At 58.2% G+C, this 16,930-nt stretch carries 11 protein-coding genes, 1 tRNA gene and 2 pseudogenes; 2 read left to right on the forward strand and 12 right to left on the reverse strand.

Features of this window, described 5'->3' with window-relative positions:
* Positions 1-38: 38 nt before the first annotated feature.
* From C4Q26_RS16050 to C4Q26_RS16060, 3 genes are all read right to left on the reverse strand, one after another.
* Entirely contained in the window at positions 39-1,514 is a 1,476-nt protein-coding gene (locus tag C4Q26_RS16050; protein WP_104883306.1) for a sensor domain-containing diguanylate cyclase, read from the reverse strand.
* 311 nt (positions 1,515-1,825) lie between these two features.
* A complete protein-coding gene (locus C4Q26_RS16055; RefSeq protein ID WP_104883307.1) occupies positions 1,826-4,807 on the reverse strand; it encodes an EAL domain-containing protein in 2,982 nt (993 codons plus the stop codon).
* 210 nt (positions 4,808-5,017) lie between these two features.
* The gene (locus tag C4Q26_RS16060; protein ID WP_104883308.1) at positions 5,018-6,637 is read right to left on the reverse strand and encodes a methyl-accepting chemotaxis protein; all 1,620 of its coding nucleotides are present in this window, start codon (positions 6,635-6,637) and stop codon (positions 5,018-5,020) included.
* A 1,016-nt stretch (positions 6,638-7,653) separates the two neighbouring features.
* Between C4Q26_RS16060 and C4Q26_RS16065 the strand changes: the two are divergent.
* Both C4Q26_RS16065 and C4Q26_RS16070 read left to right on the forward strand, forming a co-directional pair.
* Positions 7,654-7,811, forward strand: a pseudogene (locus C4Q26_RS16065) (acyl-CoA dehydrogenase C-terminal domain-containing protein); the annotation flags it as partial.
* Positions 7,780-8,511: pseudogene (locus tag C4Q26_RS16070) on the forward strand (IS30 family transposase); the annotation flags it as partial. The pseudogenes C4Q26_RS16065 and C4Q26_RS16070, both read left to right, overlap by 32 nt.
* 57 nt (positions 8,512-8,568) lie before the next feature.
* Here C4Q26_RS16070 and C4Q26_RS16075 read toward each other — a convergent pair.
* The 9 genes from C4Q26_RS16075 to C4Q26_RS16115 all read right to left on the reverse strand — a co-directional run bounded on the left by C4Q26_RS16075 (position 8,569) and on the right by C4Q26_RS16115 (position 16,795).
* A complete protein-coding gene (locus tag C4Q26_RS16075; protein WP_104883309.1) occupies positions 8,569-9,813 on the reverse strand; it encodes a tyrosine-type recombinase/integrase in 1,245 nt (414 codons plus the stop codon).
* A gap of 188 nt (positions 9,814-10,001) precedes the next feature.
* Positions 10,002-11,102 carry a redox-regulated ATPase YchF gene (gene ychF / locus C4Q26_RS16080; protein ID WP_023382361.1) on the reverse strand — a complete coding sequence of 367 codons (1,101 nt, stop codon included), beginning with the start codon at positions 11,100-11,102 and terminating at the stop codon, positions 10,002-10,004.
* A gap of 22 nt (positions 11,103-11,124) precedes the next feature.
* Positions 11,125-11,709: an aminoacyl-tRNA hydrolase gene (pth, locus tag C4Q26_RS16085; protein WP_023382360.1), complete on the reverse strand. Its 585-nt coding sequence runs from the start codon at positions 11,707-11,709 to the stop codon at positions 11,125-11,127.
* A gap of 79 nt (positions 11,710-11,788) precedes the next feature.
* Positions 11,789-12,382 carry a 50S ribosomal protein L25/general stress protein Ctc gene (locus C4Q26_RS16090; protein WP_023382359.1) on the reverse strand — a complete coding sequence of 198 codons (594 nt, stop codon included), beginning with the start codon at positions 12,380-12,382 and terminating at the stop codon, positions 11,789-11,791.
* Positions 12,383-12,503: 121 nt separating this feature from the next.
* On the reverse strand, positions 12,504-13,445 hold the full coding sequence (locus C4Q26_RS16095; protein WP_016391678.1) for a ribose-phosphate pyrophosphokinase: 942 nt from the start codon (positions 13,443-13,445) through the stop codon (positions 12,504-12,506).
* A 47-nt stretch (positions 13,446-13,492) separates the two neighbouring features.
* A tRNA-Gln gene (locus tag C4Q26_RS16100) sits at positions 13,493-13,567 on the reverse strand.
* A 19-nt stretch (positions 13,568-13,586) separates the two neighbouring features.
* Positions 13,587-14,447 (reverse strand): 4-(cytidine 5'-diphospho)-2-C-methyl-D-erythritol kinase, encoded by an 861-nt coding sequence (ispE, locus tag C4Q26_RS16105; protein WP_023382358.1) that lies wholly within the window; start codon positions 14,445-14,447, stop codon positions 13,587-13,589.
* 4 nt (positions 14,448-14,451) lie between these two features.
* Complete coding sequence (lolB, locus tag C4Q26_RS16110; protein WP_023382357.1) at positions 14,452-15,069, reverse strand: lipoprotein insertase outer membrane protein LolB; 618 nt, start codon at positions 15,067-15,069, stop codon at positions 14,452-14,454.
* Positions 15,070-15,073: 4 nt separating this feature from the next.
* Positions 15,074-16,795, reverse strand: coding sequence for a tetratricopeptide repeat protein (locus C4Q26_RS16115; RefSeq protein ID WP_023382356.1), 1,722 nt, complete (start codon positions 16,793-16,795; stop codon positions 15,074-15,076).
* Positions 16,796-16,930 lie beyond the last annotated feature (135 nt).

Genomic DNA, 16,930 nt, shown 5'->3' on the forward strand with positions numbered 1-16,930 from the left:
TGGAATTCCGGTGAGTAATTTACAAATATCAATTATCTTCAGGACTGCAGCCTTATTCCGTTTCGGCCGTTTTCTTTGACTTGGTACAGTAGCTCATCGGCGCGCTCGAATAGCTGTTCGGCTGTGTCTTTGGGTTGCTGGAGGGAGATACCGCAGCTGAACGTATATAGGGTTTCGTTGTCGTCTTCCAGTAGCGAGCTTTGAATGCGCGTTATGACGGCATTTGCTGCCTTCAAGTCCGTTTCGGGAAGGATGATAATGAATTCTTCGCCGCCAAATCGGTACGCAGAGTCGGTATCGCGGATGTTTTTCTGTATCAGCCTTGCAAAATCTCTAAGCACGCGGTCGCCGACATCGTGGCCGTGTCGATCGTTGATCTTCTTGAAGAAATCGATATCCAGCAACGCGATCGTAAGAGGTTGTTCATATCGCTCGGACCTCTGCATCTCGCGGGTTAGATCGTTTTCGTATGCGCGACGATTATGAAGGCCTGTAAGTGCGTCTCGATAGGAGAGTCGGCGGTACCGTTGGTGGCTGCGGCGCAGGCGTATATGGGAAATCTCTCGCTTCCTGATCCAGACGGTAACTCGCCTGTAAAGTCTGAACATAGCGAGGAAGACCGCGCACAACATTGCCAGATAAAGCCCGCCAGCCAGGGTCAGCAAGGGGGCCATGACATGACCTACCCAGGAAACCGACGGCTGAAGGCGGATGAGCTGCCAGCCTGGAAAGTCGGTTAACGTAATCCGCGAAACCTTATAGCGAGCGCCCTCGTGCTCCCAGATCTGCATGTTGTCGGCGAGAATGTCTGCCGGCAGTATCTTGCCCACCCAGTCGTCGGCATTTGACGCAGCTACCGTTCCCTCTGGCCCTATCAGTAATGTTAGTGCTGTTGTTTTGTCATTTTGTAAGGTTGCGATTTCTTTCTTCGATATGCCGATCAACGGTAAGTTTAGCGACTCCTTGATTACTATGGTCCCCAGCATATGGGCAGGCAAGCCGCCCGCCGACGATTCTGCAATGATCGGATGGCTAAAGTAGGCTCCGAAGCGGTTGGTAACAACGTCCAGGTTTATCTGCTGGGCTGGCAGGCCCAGCATCGCCTGCTTGAAATAATAGTGAGCGCTAAAATTGTGACCGATAAGGCTGTTTCGAGCGTTATGGTTGCTTGAGGCAATCGCTGTTCCGTGTTCATCCAGGATGTATATGATGCTGGCGTCGAGATTATCTCGTAGCTCGTTGAGCAGATTATTAAGTTTTTGCCTGGATGTGGCTGAGGGTGTGCCCAGATATTGTTCGATATTGATCAGGAAGCTAATGGTTTTTGCGTTTCGTTGGCGTGCCAGAACAAGTGTCTCGATATGCCTGTTTAGTCGATAAAGTTCTATATCAGTTACTACAGAGTCGATAGTGTGCCGGTATCGCTGGCTTTCCTGGTAAATAAGGACCCCGCTGGCTATTGTGGCCAGAAATCCAATTATGCAAACTTTAATAAAGGCATATTTTATAGACAATTATCGATGCTCTGTAAAAATTTTCAAGCGAATTTTTATTGTTGAATATATATGATTGTGGTTGTCTGGGTTTCGCTGCCGGTATAAAGCTATCCTCAGGGTTGCGCCCATTCATTGCCCCCTGATTTGAAGGCAAAAAGATCGCCGCACGATACGTGTAATGGGTGTTGGGTGCTGTGCCGCGTAAGGACATATACCTATTGGATGGAAACCTTGTCGAAGGCGGCCTTGGCGCGCCGGGTGTCATGGGCAAGCTGCGGCGAGATTGCGCCGGGGCGCCATTCTTCGCGGCATGGATCTCATACCAGGCTTTAGTCTTGCTGTTCGCGCAGGGCCGCTTCCATAAATTCATTCACTGGCAGCGGGCGACCGAACAGATAGCCCTGAAACGCCTCGCAACCCAGGGTCGCAAGAAAGTCGCGTTGCGCCTCATTCTCTACGCCTTCGGCAATCACGTCGAGTTCAAGCCCGCGGCTCATGGCGATAATTGTCTGGACGACCATGGCGTCGCGGTGACCGGCCGGTAGGTTGTCGACGAATGACTTATCGATCTTCAGTTGAGTCAGAGGCAACTTGGTCAGATAGTTTAGCGAGGAGTTGCCCGTACCGAAATCGTCAAGCGCTATCCGGAAGCCGAGCGCTCTGAGTGCATTGAGCTTGGCGATGGAGTCTTCGAAATCGTCGATGGCCAGGCTCTCGGTCACCTCCAGCTTGAGCTTATTGGCCGATGCCCCCGAATGCTGGACTTCCGCGAGGACATCCTTGACGAAACGCTCGGACTTGAACTGACGTGGGCTTACGTTCACGGCAATGCTGAGGTGCCGCAGCTTGTCATGCTGCGCCCAGTCGGCGAGCTGGTGGCAAGCGGTGGCCAGAGCCCAGCGGCCGATTGGCTCAATCAGGCCGGTTTCCTCGGCAAACGGGATGAATTTTGCCGGCGATACAATTCCTTTCTGCGGATGATTCCAGCGCAAGAGAGCTTCCGCACCAATGGGGTGTCCTTGCGCGTCGACCTGGACCTGATAGTGAAGTACAAACTGCTGCTGATCTATGGCTTCCTCGAGCTCCTCCTTGAGCTTTCTGCGCTCATCGATCTCGATCTGCATGGCGTCTTCGAAGAAGTAACAGATGTTTCTACCACGACTCTTGCTCTTGTACATCGCCAGTTCGGCCTGGCGCAGGAGAGCATCAGAGTTCGTCTCATGGTCGAAATACAGTGTCAACCCAACCGAGACGGTGCAGACGAGACGGTGGCCATGCACGGTCATTGGGACTTTGACGGCCTGCCTGATGGCTTCGGCCAGTTGCTGAGCCTGGAATGCCGCCGTATGCGTGTTCAAACCCAGGTTCTCGGCCAGCAGGACGAAGCTATCGCCACTGAAGCGACAGAGGGTATCGCCTTCACGGATAACCGAGCGCACTCGTCGTGTGACTTCGATCAGTACCAGGTCGCCGCAGGCATGCCCAAGCGAATCATTCACCTGCCGGAAAAAATCTACGTCGAGCATCATGATGGCGCCGTATTCCGTGAGTTCGCAGCTATTGTCCAGGGCATGGCGTATGCGATCCTCCATCAGCATGCGATTTGGCAGGTCCGTCAAAGAGTCGAACAGCTTCAAGTGCTCGGCCAGCTTGAGCGCCTCTTTTTCCGCCGTGATGTCTTGAAGGTTGCCGATGTATCGCATCGTGCGCCCCTGAACATCCGATACCGCGGAAATGGACAGTCGTGCGCTGTAGAGATGGCCGTCCCGGTGCTGGTTGATGACTTCCCCGTGCCAGTGCCTGTCTCGCTGCAGAGCGGCTGTTATATCGTCATAGAATGCTTGGCTGTGCATGCCCGACCTGAGGCTCTCGGAGGGCTTGCCGAGGACTTCGCCCGCTGAGAAACCTGTGATGCGCGTGAAGGCTGCGTTCACGCGTTCGATGACGCCATTGCCGTTGGTGATTATCTGGCCGTCATGGCTCTCGAATGCCACTGCGGCAACCCTGAGCTCGCGTTCGTCGCGGCGGCGTTCGGTGATATCGCGCGCTGTCGTCAATACGCCCACGGATGCACCATCGATGTCATGGACTTGAACCTTTAGTACTTCGAGTTCGAGCCTTGTGCCGTCTGGCGTGGTCACGGCGATTTCGTAGCGTTGTCTATGTCCTGTGCGCTGGGCTTGTTGATCGTTTGCGTGGATGAGGTCGAGATAGTCCTTGTCCTGAAATATCTCGCGGTCCGTCTTACCGAGAATTTTCTCGCTCGGCAGGCCAAGCAGCTGATCGGCGGCGGCGTTGCAAGCCAAGTAGACACCCTTCGAATCCTTGAGTGTCATGGCATCGGGGCTGCTTTCGATGATGGTGCGCAACAGCGCTTTTTCTAAACGCAGTTCGTCCGCTGTGAGTTGTAGCTGCTTATGTTGCTGGCGTATTTCGACGGTCTTGGCCCAAACGGCACGGCGCAGAAACCGGATCCAGAGACCGGCCATGGCCACCAGCACTAGCGCTGCAAGCGCGACCGCCAGGATGATGCGCAGGTAAGGGCGAAGCTCGAAGGGGTACGTGAACCATTTCTTGCGTAGCGCTTCCCGCTCATCGGCGCTGATCAAGCTCATACCCTGGTTGACGAGGTCGAGTATTGCCTGGTTGCCACGGGGGACAGCCCAATGGAATTGTCCTTCGTACAGCTTGAAGGCGCGAGCAAAGTTCAAATTGCCGCGATTGAGATAGAGGTAGTAGCTCGCTGGCTCGTCGTCCATGCAGAACATCTTGATCTCGCCGCTTTCGGCAGCGGACAGGATGGCCTCGTAATTTGGGTAGGCTTCCAGGCTGGAGATGCCCAGGCTGGTGAGCTTATCCACGCAGGCATCGCCGCGCTGTACACCCACGGTGAAGCCGGCCAGCGATTCCACGTCACGAATCCCGTGGATCGATGTATCGACATAGATGCTTACCGGCAGAGCCGCATAGGGTGCCGAATAGTCGAATAGCACCTCACGTGCCGGGGTGCGGAACAGCATGTCTATCACGTCTGCCTTGCCGTCCAGCATGAAACGCTGTGCATCTGCCCACTGCATGGCGTTCAGGTCGACCCGGACACCCGTCTTGCGTTCCCAGAGTTGCCAAAGATCAATGAGGTAACCCTCAACCTGGCCGTTCGCTCTTTGAATGACGTAGGGGGGGTAATTGTTGTCAGTGACCACGCGTAGCGACGATGGGTTGTCCTGCGAGGCCTCAGCAAACGGGACGAAAGTCAACGCGAGCAAGCAGTGCCAGAGGTTTCTCGCCTTGGCGACACCAGTCGATGCCATCCTCATGGTTCCTTCGGTAGTTTCGATTTGGCTCCGGCATGGATTTCCCAAGGCGTGTTGCAGTCAATCCCTGGGGAGTCACTGGTGGCCTGATGCTCGGAGTGAAGAAGTGAAATATCCGCTCCTAATACCATAAACTCCCCCCTGGGTCGCTCAAGGCGAGCAGGGGGCGTTCTCGGTAGGTGGTTGTTGGCGGCGTGTGTCCGTCGGTTAAAAATTGAAGCGTTCCACCAGACCGTTGAGCTCTACGGCCAGGCGCGCCAGTTCCTGGCTGGCTGCGTTGGTCTGATTGGCACCGGCGGCGGATTGCATCGACAGGTCGCGAATATTCACCAGATTGCGATCCACTTCCCTCGCAACCTGCGCCTGTTCCTCGGAGGCACTGGCAATCACCAGGTTGCGCTCGCTGATCTGGCTGATGGCTCGAGCGATGTCGTCCAGTGCGTCGCCGGCGGCCTTGGCCAGTTTGAGGGTCGAGTGCGCGCGCTGATTGCTTGTCTGCATCGCTTGGACTGCCTTTTCGCTGCCCTGGTGTACCGCGCCGATCATCTGCTCGATTTCTTGGGTCGACTGCTGGGTGCGGTGTGCCAGAGCGCGTACCTCATCGGCCACCACGGCAAAACCACGTCCCGCTTCGCCTGCTCGGGCTGCCTCGATGGCAGCATTCAGCGCGAGCAGGTTGGTCTGCTCGGCAATCGAACGGATCACGTCCAGTACCTTGCTGATATCGCGTATATGAATGGCCAGCCGCTCGACTTCTGTTGCCGTCGAGGTCACATCGGAGGCCAGCAGGCTGATCGAATCGACGGTTTGGATAACCTGTTGCCGTCCCCGTTGTGTGGTTGCATCCGATTCTCGGGAGGCTTCGGAGGTTGCCACGGCATTACTAGCCACTTCATCGACCGCCGTGGTCATCTCGTTGACTGCAGTGGCTGCCTGCTCTATCTCGTCGTTCTGCTGATGCAGGCCGCGGGTCGAGTCTTCGGTGACCACGTTGAGTTCCTCGGCGGCCGAGGCGAGCTGGTTTGACGAGTCGGCGATGCGCTGTACCGTTTCGCACAGGCTCGCCTGCATGGTCTTGAGTGCCATCAGGAGCCGGGCCGGTTCGTCTTTGCCTTCGATCTCGATCGGCCGGCGCAGATCGCCACTGGCCACGCTTTCGGCGACTTCGACGGCTTGGCTCAGCGGCTGAACGATGCTGTGGGTGAACAGCCAGGCCAGTAGCCAGGTCAGCAGGCCGGCTGCGATGATTGTCGCGATCATCCAGACGCGTGCGTTGCTGAATAGCTTGTCCGCCTCTTGCGACGAAAGCTCGGCCTGTTCAGTGTTGTAACTGACCAGATCACGCAATGCCTGGCTCATGCTCGAGGACACGTCGGTAAATTGCTCACTGGTCCGGACAATGGCTTTCGCAAGTTGCCCACTGCTTTCCAGTTGCTGGATTTCGCGCAGAATCGACTCGAAACGTTGGCGAGCGCTCATATAACGCTCATAGAGCGCCTTTTCCTCGGCCATGAAGATGGTTTTTGCATAGGCATCTTCAAGCGGCTTGAGGTCGGTCATGAATTGATTGACGGTGGCGCGAATCTCTTCAAGATGCTCGCGGTCGGCAAGCAGGCGCAACGCGTGGATGCGCAGACGAAGGGTGTGTTCATTCAGCCTCCCCAAAGCCGTGATGCTCGGCAGCCACTGATTGCTGACTTTGCCGGCTTCGTCGCGAATCGAGGTCATCTGTTTGAGGGCGAACAGACCGAGCAGCAATACGATGAGGCCGATCAGCCCAAAACCCAAAGCCGCTCGACTGGACACGTTCAAATTGCGGAAAGACATGGGGAATCTCGTTGCATGACAGAGTTACATGGCCTTTTTGCCAAGCCTATCAAGTTGTCGGAGCGAACTAAGTAAAACTTTAGTGTATTGGCTTAAAATTTTTTGTGTACTGAGAATTGTTCTGATTCAGCTGTTTCCCCCTGCTTCACTATTTCGTGTCTGCAACTTGGCTTTGCAAGATTTTCCCTTTTAAAAAGCTGACGCGCTTTTTGGCGGACGTTCCGCTTGACACTCTATCAACGTTGGTATTTCCGCAAGGTACGGGGGCTGGGAACGGAATGCTGGTGCCATCAGGGTTCGCTCCGGATAAAGACCCGGACTGTTCCTAAAATCTTGGCCTCCTAAAGCCCTGTCCAGCGCGAGATCGGTGTATCCGCTCGGTGAAAATCATCCCCCCTCGGGAATGCGACTCAATCATCAAGTCAAACTATCTAGGGACCCCACCTATCAACGTCAATTTGGAGGCGCTCGCGGCGGGTCTGCTTTGCTTGCCGCGTTTGGCCCGAAAAAACGATGTTCATGCCTCAGGTTCCATTCGAAGGCCGGGTGATGTCATTAGGTATTGATGACCTTTTCGGGCGCCTTTGTGATGTTTCAGGCACCTTGGTGATGTCATTCTAGCATCAGTCGCAGCTGGGGCGTAATTTTGGCGTCAATATAATGAGAAATTTCTGATGAGTGGATGTTTGCGCCGATGTTGTACTGATTGGCCTGGTGTATCACCGGGGATCATGGCTTGACCGGCAGTCTTTTACAGCGTGGGAGAGGGGAGTGAGAAAACTCGCGCGTGCAAGGCGGGTAATGCGGCTCTGCGCTTGAAGTTCAATACCGTGGTCATGCGCTGAACCATCAGGAGGACATAACGTCCATCGTTCAGGCGCTCGCGCCACAGCGCTGGGAGGTGTCGCGCATGTTGCCGGTGGTGACCAGCGAGCTGGCTGTTTCCGCCGAGGCCTTTCTCGCATTCGTTGCGCGACATGATCCATTTGATGACCAAGGCAGCTTACGGTAAAGAAGCGCAGGACGATTTCTACGCGAGCAAGCTGGGCACGGCGCGGTTCTATTTCGCCCCCCCCTGCTGCCGCGTATTCACTCGTTGAGCGCCTCGGTGAAGGCCGGCAGCGAGTCACTCTACCTGCTTGAGGCTGCGCAGCATGAACATTCCCAGCCTTAGAAATGCCTACGTCTGTCGCGAGACGATCTATAACGCGATCTATGCCCTGCCGGTCGGCGAACTGCGCAAGGAGCTAATCATCTGCCTGCGCCAAGGCAAGACGGCCCGCCGGCCGCGCTCTGGCGGTGTAGATCGGCGTGCCCAAATCCCCGGGATCGTCAGTATCCACGTGCGCCCGCCGGAGATCGAAGACCGACTGATGCCGGGCCATTGGGAAGGCGACCTGATCAAGGGCAAGGCCAACGCCTCGTCCGTAGGCACCTTGGTAGAACGCACCAGTGGCTACCTGATCCTGGTGAAGATGAACGACGCGACGGCGACCTCGGCGATGGAAGGTTTCAGCGCGGCGCTCAATCGTATGCCGCTGGCGATGCGCAAGAGCATGACCTACGAGCAAGGGCGGGAGATGGCGCGGCACGCCGACATCACCCGGAAGACCGGGGTGGCGATTTACTTCTGCGACTCGCACAGTCCTTGGCAGCGCGGCAGCAACGAAAACATCAATGGCCTGATCCGCCGGTACCTGCCCAAGGGCATAGACCTGTCGGTACACAGCCAGGAAGAGCTGGATGCCATTGCACTGCAATTGAATATGCGCCCGCGCAAGCGCTTCGACTTCAAATGCCCGATTGAAGTCATGGGCGAGGTGATGCAAGAAGCCATGGCTATGCGGCATGATGCTCCAGCTTCAATTCAATAACCGTGTTGCACTCAGCTCCTGAAACCGCCGGATTAGGGGCATGTGATTCAAATTAGCCTAAGCGCTTTCCTTCTTCCAACTGTCTAGCATATCTGCCCACCGCTGCATCATGATGGCTCGATCATCTAAGTACTCAGCATGGTTGTAAGTGCGTCTGACTGCATTCTGCTCGGTATGCGCGAGCTGTCTTTCGATCCAGTCTGCTGAGTAGCCCATTTCATTGAGTCTGGTGCTACCAGTTGTCCTTGTGGCATGCGGGCTGTACTTACCGCCCCAGCCCAGGACGTTAAGCATCTGGCGGAATGACGCTGAAACCATTGGCCGAGTACGTACGTCTCGGTGCGGGAAAACATGCGCGTATTTGCCAGTAATGAGATGAAGGCCTCGCAGCATTTCTACTGCCTGCAGGGGCAGCGGGTTCGTATGCGCCTTGCGTTTTTTCATGCGCTCGGCTGGGATTTTCCATAGCGCCTTGTCCAAGTTGAACTCGGACCATTGAGCTTCAACGGCTTCGCTAGGGCGGCACAATGTCATCCACATAAGGCGGAACGCGCAAAGCGTTTCATGGCGCCCGCCGTGGGATTCGACATCTCGCAGCAGTTGGCCAATTTCTTTCACGGAAAGTGGGCGCTTGTGCTGCGTCTTGTTGGCTGGCAGCGCTTTACGAACCGGGTATACGGGGTCGCTGGTGGTGCGTAGGGTTGAGATTGCCAGTTCGAAAACCCCGGACATGGTCCGCTTCGCTTCTGCGGCAACAGAAGGCCCATTCTCCTGTGCTGCCCCTCTGAGTACGTCAAGAATGTTGACGGGAGTGATGGCCTTCATCGGCAGATCGCCGATTCTTGGAAAGACGACCCGCTCTAGCATCTTGAGTCGTTTGGATTTGGTGATGTCTTCCCAGTCCTTCAGAGCCAGCCACTCTTTGGCGACAGCTTCAAAGGTAATGGCCTTTTCGTAGTCGCGTTTGACTCGCTCTTGCTGGCGGTGGTGGGCTGGATTAATGCCTTGTATGACCAGCGAGCGTGCTCTAACGCGCTCCTCTCGGGCTTCTGAAAGGGTGAATCGACGTCCTTTGCGACGTTCCTCAGCTTGCTCGGGCATTTCTCCCTTTGGGGCAATCACGTAATCCCCGATGGCGAACACGCTTTCCTTCTTGGTCGCCCCGTCGCTTAGCTCGAACCGATAGCGCCATGCCTTGACCCCGTTGGGCTTCACCTCCAGATAGAGACCATTTCCGTCAGTCAGTTTGTAGGGCTTTTCCTTGGGCTTTGCGGTGCGGCACGCAGTGTCGGTAAGCGGCATGGCTGCTCCTTTCTAGCTGTACCCGGTTTAAAGGTGGGTTCGTTTTCGCTGTACCCGGTAGCGTACCCGGTTCTCTGCTGGATCGTATAGTGTCCTAATGGATCTTGGTGGAAAAGAAAAACCCCTTGAGGCTGCATTTCTCAAGGGGTTCAGTGTCCATCAAGATCCGAGAGGATCTAAGTTTCTGTTCAGACGTTGAAGCGGAAGTGCATCACGTCACCGTCCTTGACGATGTAGTCCTTGCCTTCCAGACGCCATTTACCGGCTTCCTTGGCGCCGCTTTCACCCTTGAATTGGATGAAGTCGTCGTAGGCGACAACTTCAGCGCGGATGAAGCCTTTTTCGAAGTCGGTGTGGATCACGCCAGCGGCCTGAGGCGCGGTAGCGCCGACGCGTACGGTCCAGGCACGTACTTCCTGCACGCCGGCGGTGAAGTAGGTCTGCAGGTTCAGCAACTGGTAACCGGCACGGATCACGCGGTTCAGGCCAGGCTCTTCCAGGCCCAGGGCCTCGAGGAACATGTCCTTCTCTTCGCCTTCATCCAGCTCGGCGATTTCCGCCTCGATCTTGTTGCACACCGGCACCACGACCGCGCCTTCTTCCTCGGCGATGGCCTTGACCACGTCCAGGTGCGGGTTGTTTTCGAAGCCGTCTTCGGCAACGTTGGCGATGTACATGACTGGCTTGCTGGTCAGCAGGTGGAAGCCACGGATCACGGCCTTGTCTTCGGCGCTCATGTTCTTCATCAGGCTGCGCGCAGGCTTGCCTTCGGTGAAGTGCGGAATGAGCTGCTCAAGGATGGCCTTCTGTGCCAGGGCTTCCTTGTCGCCACCTTTGGCGTTACGGGCAACCTTCTGCAGTTGCTTTTCGCAGCTGTCGAGGTCGGCGAAGATCAGTTCGAGGTCAATGATCTCGATGTCGCGCTTGGGGTCGACGCTGTTGGAGACGTGAATCACGTTCTCGTCTTCGAAGCAGCGCACCACGTGGGCGATTGCGTCGGTTTCGCGGATGTTGGCCAGGAACTTGTTGCCCAGGCCTTCACCTTTGGATGCGCCCGCCACCAGGCCGGCGATGTCGACGAATTCCATGGTGGTCGGCAGGATGCGGTTCGGCTTGACGATTTCCGCCAGCGCGTTCAGGCGCGCATCAGGCATCGGCACGATGCCGCTGTTCGGCTCGATGGTGCAGAAAGGGAAGTTCTCCGCCGCGATGCCGGACTTGGTCAGGGCGTTGAACAGGGTGGACTTGCCGACGTTGGGCAGGCCGACGATGCCGCAATTGAAACCCATGGGTGTTCCCCTCTCTAGGAAATCAGGCCTTCTGGCTGTGCAGTTCGCGCATCGCCTTGGCGAAGTCGCCAGCGAGCACGTCCGGCATTACGCCGAGGGCAAAATCGATGCTGGCGTCGAGCTTCTCCTGCTCGGCGCGCGGCGCGCGGCCCAGGACGAAGTTGGAGACCAGTTTGGCGTCGCCCGGGTGGCCGATGCCAAGCCGCAGGCGGTGGAAGTCGTTCTGGTTGCCGAGCTGCGCGATGATGTCGCGCAGGCCGTTGTGCCCTCCATGGCCGCCGCCGCGCTTGAGCTTGGCAACGCCCGGAGGCAGGTCGAGTTCGTCATGCGCCACCAGAATGGCCTCCGGCTTGATGCGGAAGAAATTGGCCAATGCCGCCACGGACTGGCCGCTGCGGTTCATGTAGGTGGTGGGGATCAGCAGACGAACGTCGTGACCCTGATGGCTGAACTTAGCCGTCAGGCCGAAATATTTTTTGTCAGCGGTCAGCGACACGCGCTGGGCGCTGGCAAGGCGTTCAACGAAAAGAGCCCCTGCGTTATGCCGGGTCTGTTCGTATTCGGGGCCGGGGTTACCCAGGCCAACGATCAACTGGATGGCGGTCACGTCAGGGGCTCTTCCTTGGAGTTGGTGGGTTACAGGGCGCGGGGCACTGTAACCCGGTCAACACCGGCGCGCGAGTGGATTACTCGGCAGCGCCTTCAGCTTCTGGAGCAACGCGCGGAGCGTGAACGTTGGCAACAGCTTTGTCATCACCGTGGGCCAGAGCGACGAACTCTACGCCTTTCGGAGCTTTCAGGTCCGACAGGTGGATGATGGTGCCGATTTCAGCCTTGGCCAGGTCGACTTCGATGAACTCAGGCAGGTCCTTGGCTTCGCAGGAAACTTCAACCTCGGCCACTACGTGGGAGATTTCGCCGCCTTTCTTGACCGGGGCTTCTTCGTTGATGAAGTGAACCGGCACTTTGGCGGTCAGCTTCTGGCCTGCAACGACGCGAACGAAGTCGGCGTGCATGATGAAGCCTTTGGCCGGGTGGCGCTGCATGGCCTTGACCACGACGTTCTGCTTGGCGCCGTCGACGTTCAGTTCGATAACGTGGCTGAAGGCAGCTTCGTTTTCGAACAGCTTGGTGATTTCCTTGGCCAGGATGGTCAGGGATTGGGCTTCTTTATCGCCACCGTAGACAACGGCAGGGATGTTGGCGGAGTGACGCAGGCGGCGGCTCGCACCTTTCCCCAGGTCAGTACGCGCTTGGGCGTTCAGGATGAAGTCAGTCATTTTGTATCTCCAAAATAGCCTCCCGAGGGCGTTTGCGACCAGCGCCAACGGGGATGGCAAAAAAGCCCCGCCCCAACAACAGGTGTTGGGGCGGGGCGCTTTTCGTCAGCAGGTGTTCCGCTTAGCGGAACATCGCACTGATCGATTCTTCGTTGCTGATGCGGCGTACCGCTTCAGCGACAACCGGTGCGATATCCAACTGGCGGATACGGTCACAGGCTTGAGCAGCGGCGGACAGCGGAACGGTGTTGGTCACCACCAGCTCGTCCAGTACCGACTTCTCGATGTTCTCGATCGCGCGGCCCGACAGGACAGGGTGCGTGCAGTAGGCGTAAACCTTGGCAGCGCCGTGTTCTTTCAGGGCCTTGGCCGCGTGGCACAGAGTGCCGGCGGTGTCGACCATATCGTCTACCAGGATGCAGGTGCGCCCTTCGACGTCGCCGATGATGTGCATGACCTCGGAGTGGTTAGCCTTCTCGCGGCGCTTGTCGATGATACCCAGATCGACACCCAGGGACTTGGCGACGGCACGTGCGCGCACGACACCACCGATGTCCGGGGAAACGATCATCAGGTTCTCGAAACGCTGGTCTTCGATGTCGTCGACCAGTACGGGCGAGCCGTAGATGTTGTCGACGGGGATATCGAAGAAACCCTGGATCTGGTCAGCGTGCAGGTCGACGGTGAGAACACGGTCGATACCCACGACAGTGAGCATGTCAGCGACGACTTTGGCGCTGATGGCTACACGTGCCGAACGCGGACGGCGGTCCTGGCGGGCGTATCCGAAGTAAGGAATCACGGCGGTGATTCGCGACGCTGAGGAGCGGCGGAAGGCATCAGCCATCACGACCAGTTCCATCAGGTTGTCGTTGGTTGGGGCACAGGTTGGCTGGATGATGAAGACGTCCTTACCGCGAACGTTTTCATTGATCTCAGCACTGATTTCGCCGTCGGAGAATTTGCCGACAGAAACATCACCCAGTGGAATGTGCAGCTGACGTACGACACGCCGAGCCAGATCGGGGTTGGCATTCCCCGTAAAGACCATCATCTTGGACACGCGCAGTACCTGAAGGCTGAGGGTAACCTGGATGAGTATAAGGAAAATGGCAGGGGCGGCTGGATTCGAACCAACGCATGGCAGGATCAAAACCTGCTGCCTTACCGCTTGGCGACGCCCCTGTATCTGTTGCTGCGAGCGCTAGGCACTCGACTTCTTGATCAGACTTTGCAGCTTGCGATGCAACATCGAAACATTGCTTCCTTTCGCCACAAACCCTGTTTGGGTCTCTGAAAGAAGGGCCAGAACTTTATCAGCTTCGGCTTTGCTTGGGAAGGCCCCAAACACACAACTTCCAGTGCCGGTCAGTCGAGCTTCAGTGAATTTACCCAATGAATTCAACGCATTGCGAACTTCTGGGTAACTCTGCTCTACCACCGGTTGGCAGTCATTTCGACTGTTTCCCTCGGGAACGGGGCGCATCTTAAGGGGGAGGGAATCACGTGTCAACTGTGGATGCGAAAAAATTTCTACAGTACTGACAGAGACTTGCGGCACCAGTACGACGTACCAGGGCTCTTCGGGGTCGACCGGGGTCAGCTGCTCGCCGACACCTTGGGCGAAAGCTGCATGACCGCGAACGAATACGGGGACATCGGCGCCCAGGGACAGGCCCAGGCTCGCCAGTCGGTCTTCATCCCAGCCCAGCTGCCACAAGTGGTCCAGGGCCAGCAGGGTGGTCGCGGCATCGGAACTGCCGCCACCGATTCCACCGCCCATGGGTAAAACCTTGGTCAACCAGATGTCGGCGCCCAGGTGGGTGCCAGACTGCTCCTGCAGTTTACGGGCGGCGCGCACGATCAGGTTGCTGTCATGTGGCACCGAGTCGATCTCGGTGTGCAGGCGGACCTGGCCGTCGTCACGCAGGGCGAAGCTCAGCTCGTCACCGTGTTCGAGGAACTGGAACACGGTTTCCAGTTCGTGGTAGCCGTCCGGGCGACGACCGATGATATGCAGCCACAGGTTGAGCTTGGCCGGCGCGGGCAGGGTGAGTTTTTGCATGGTTTCAGTGCCCCAGCTGGCGTGGCTGCCAGTCCTTGACCACCAGGGTCACGTCCAGGTTTTCGCCATGCAGTTTCATGCGCTCGGGCAACCAGTAGCCGTTCTGCTGGGTGTAGCTCAGGTACTGCACCTGCCAGCCATCCTGGTTCAGGCTGGCCAGGCGGCTGTCGTCATCCAGGGTGAGCTGGCTCTTGCTGTCCGGGGCCGGCAGTCCGCGCACCCACCACACCAGGTGCGAAACGGGCAATTGCCAGCCCAGTTGTTCTTCGAGCAGGGCTTCGGGGCTGTTGGCCTCGAAGCGGCCCTGGTTGGCGACTTCCAGCACCACGCCGCCAGGGCGGCCGGTCAGGCGTGCGGCGCCACGGCCAAGCGGCCCGGCCAGACGGATGTCGTAGTAATCCTGGCGCTGAAGCCAGAACAAGGTGCCGCTGCCGGAGTCGCGGGGGGCGCGAATACCGACCTTGCCGTTGATCTGCCAGCCGTCCAGGGTGCTCAGCTGTTCTTTGTGGGCTCGCCACTGTTGTGGGTTGCCTTGGCCATGCAGGGCTTCGCGGGATCCGAAGCCGGCACAGCCGGCAAGCAGGGCGATCAGGGAAAAGGTAATGCAATGGCGCAGGAACATAGCGTTAAAGAGTCTCGGATCCGGTCAGGCGCAAGACGGTCTTGCGCAGGATAGGGCTGTCGGGTTGGGCCTCGAAGGCCTTGGCCCAGACCTGGCGGGCCTCACGACGCTTGCCGTTGGCCCACAGCACTTCGCCCAGGTGGGCGGCGACTTCATGGTCGGGGAAGCGCTCGAAGGCCTGGCGCAGGTAGCGCTCGGCTTCGTCGAGGTTGCCCAGGCGGTAGGCGACCCAGCCCAGGCTGTCGAGCACCGCCGGGTCGTCTGGGGTGAGCTGGTGGGCCTTGTCGATCAGCGCCTTGGCTTCGGTGTAGCGGGTGGTTCGATCGGCCAGGGTATAGCCGAGCGCGTTCAGCGCCATGGCGTTTTCCGGCTGGCGGGCGATGATGGCGCGCAGGTCTTGTTCCATTTGCGTCAGGTCGTCGCGCTTTTCGGCCAGCATGGCGCGGGTGTAAAGGAGATTAAGGTCGTCCGGGAAGCGCTTGATGGCTTGCTGCAGCACCTGGTTGGCCTGGGCGTCCTTGTTGTTGTTGCTGTAGCTCTCCGACTCGACCAGGAACAGCTGGACCGCGAGGTCCGGCTGGGCTTCGCGGGCCTCGGCCAGCAGGCGCGAGGCCTCGGTGCCGCGACCGTTGGCGATCAGGATGTCGGCCTGGCGAAGTTGCGCTGGCAGGTAATCGGGGCCAGTGCCGACCAGGGCGTATTCGCGCAAGGCACCCTCGGGGTCGTTGCGTTCCTCGCGGATGCGGCCCAGGTTGAGGTGGGCGGCATCGACGTTGCTGTCGCGCTCGATCAGCTCCTGCAGGTAGCTTTCGGCTTCATCCCAGTCCTTGTTCTCCATGCAGACCAGTGCCAGGGAGTAACGCAGCTCGTCATCTTCCGGGTACTGCTGGACCAGGCCGAGGAATTCACCCTTGGCGTCGGCGATGCGGTCCTGCTCGACCAAGGTTCGGGCGTACGTCAGGCGCAGGCGCTTGTCGTCCGGGTTGTCGCGGATGGCGCCGCGCAGCAGCGGCAGCGCCTCGGGGCCGCGGTCGAGGGCCTGGAGCAGGCGGGCGCGCAGCAGGATCGGCGCCACTTCGCCGTTTTGTGGCGGGTGTTCCTCCAGCAGGTCGAGGGCTTGCTGGGGCTTGCCGTCCTGGTTCAGCAGCAGGGCCTTGCCGAAGACCAACTGGCTGTTGTCCGGGTATTTGACCAGCAGCCGTTCGAAACTCTGCAACAGGCCGTCGCGGGTACCTTGATCGGTTTCGGCGGCCGACAGGGCGAGGAAGTCGAAGTGGGTGTCACCCTGGCCCTGAAGCACCTTTTCCATGTAGGCCATGGATTCGTCATAGCGGCCGGCGCCTGCCAACTGGACGGCAGCGGCGCGCTGGGCGTCGAGGTTCTGCGGGTCGTTGCGGGCCCAGATGAGCGCGTTGTCCAGGGCCGGCTCGTCGGCACCGAGGTATTCGGCGATGCGGTAGGCACGCTCGGACACGCCTGGGTCCTGGGTCTTCTGCGCCTGGTCGGTGTAGTTGGCCAGGGCGATGTCGAAGCGATTGCGCTGGCCGGCCAGCTCCGCGACCAACAGGCTGTAGAGCGTGTCCTGTTTGAATGACCCATACACCACGGGCTTGTCGGCCGCGGCTTTGCCCGCCTCGGCGACGGGCGGTTCGGCTTGTTGCGGGGCCAGGTTCTGGCAGCCCTGGAGCAGGGCGAAGGCAAGCAGCAATGCGTAGGGTCTGTTCATAAATGAGGCTTAGAAGGGCTAACCGGCGGTCGGAGCATGATGACACAAGCGCGGGGGCAAACCCACCGGCGAAGGTCGTGGTTTACAGGGATAGCCTGGGATTGTTGGGACAATAGCGAACGGTGGTTGTTCTAA

This window comes from Pseudomonas sp. SWI44 (assembly GCF_002947915.1).
Lineage (GTDB): Bacteria > Pseudomonadota > Gammaproteobacteria > Pseudomonadales > Pseudomonadaceae > Aquipseudomonas > Aquipseudomonas taiwanensis.

Coding starts and splice junctions, on each gene's coding strand:
- C4Q26_RS16075 (WP_104883309.1), bottom strand. CDS start 9,813: ATGCCGCTTACCGACACTGCGTGCCGCACCGCAAAGCCCAAGGAAAAG.
- ispE (WP_023382358.1), bottom strand. CDS start 14,447: ATGCAAAAACTCACCCTGCCCGCGCCGGCCAAGCTCAACCTGTGGCTG.
- lolB (WP_023382357.1), bottom strand. CDS start 15,069: ATGTTCCTGCGCCATTGCATTACCTTTTCCCTGATCGCCCTGCTTGCC.
- C4Q26_RS16060 (WP_104883308.1), bottom strand. CDS start 6,637: ATGTCTTTCCGCAATTTGAACGTGTCCAGTCGAGCGGCTTTGGGTTTT.
- ychF (WP_023382361.1), bottom strand. CDS start 11,102: ATGGGTTTCAATTGCGGCATCGTCGGCCTGCCCAACGTCGGCAAGTCC.
- C4Q26_RS16115 (WP_023382356.1), bottom strand. CDS start 16,795: ATGAACAGACCCTACGCATTGCTGCTTGCCTTCGCCCTGCTCCAGGGC.
- C4Q26_RS16090 (WP_023382359.1), bottom strand. CDS start 12,382: ATGACTGACTTCATCCTGAACGCCCAAGCGCGTACTGACCTGGGGAAA.
- C4Q26_RS16055 (WP_104883307.1), bottom strand. CDS start 4,807: ATGGCATCGACTGGTGTCGCCAAGGCGAGAAACCTCTGGCACTGCTTG.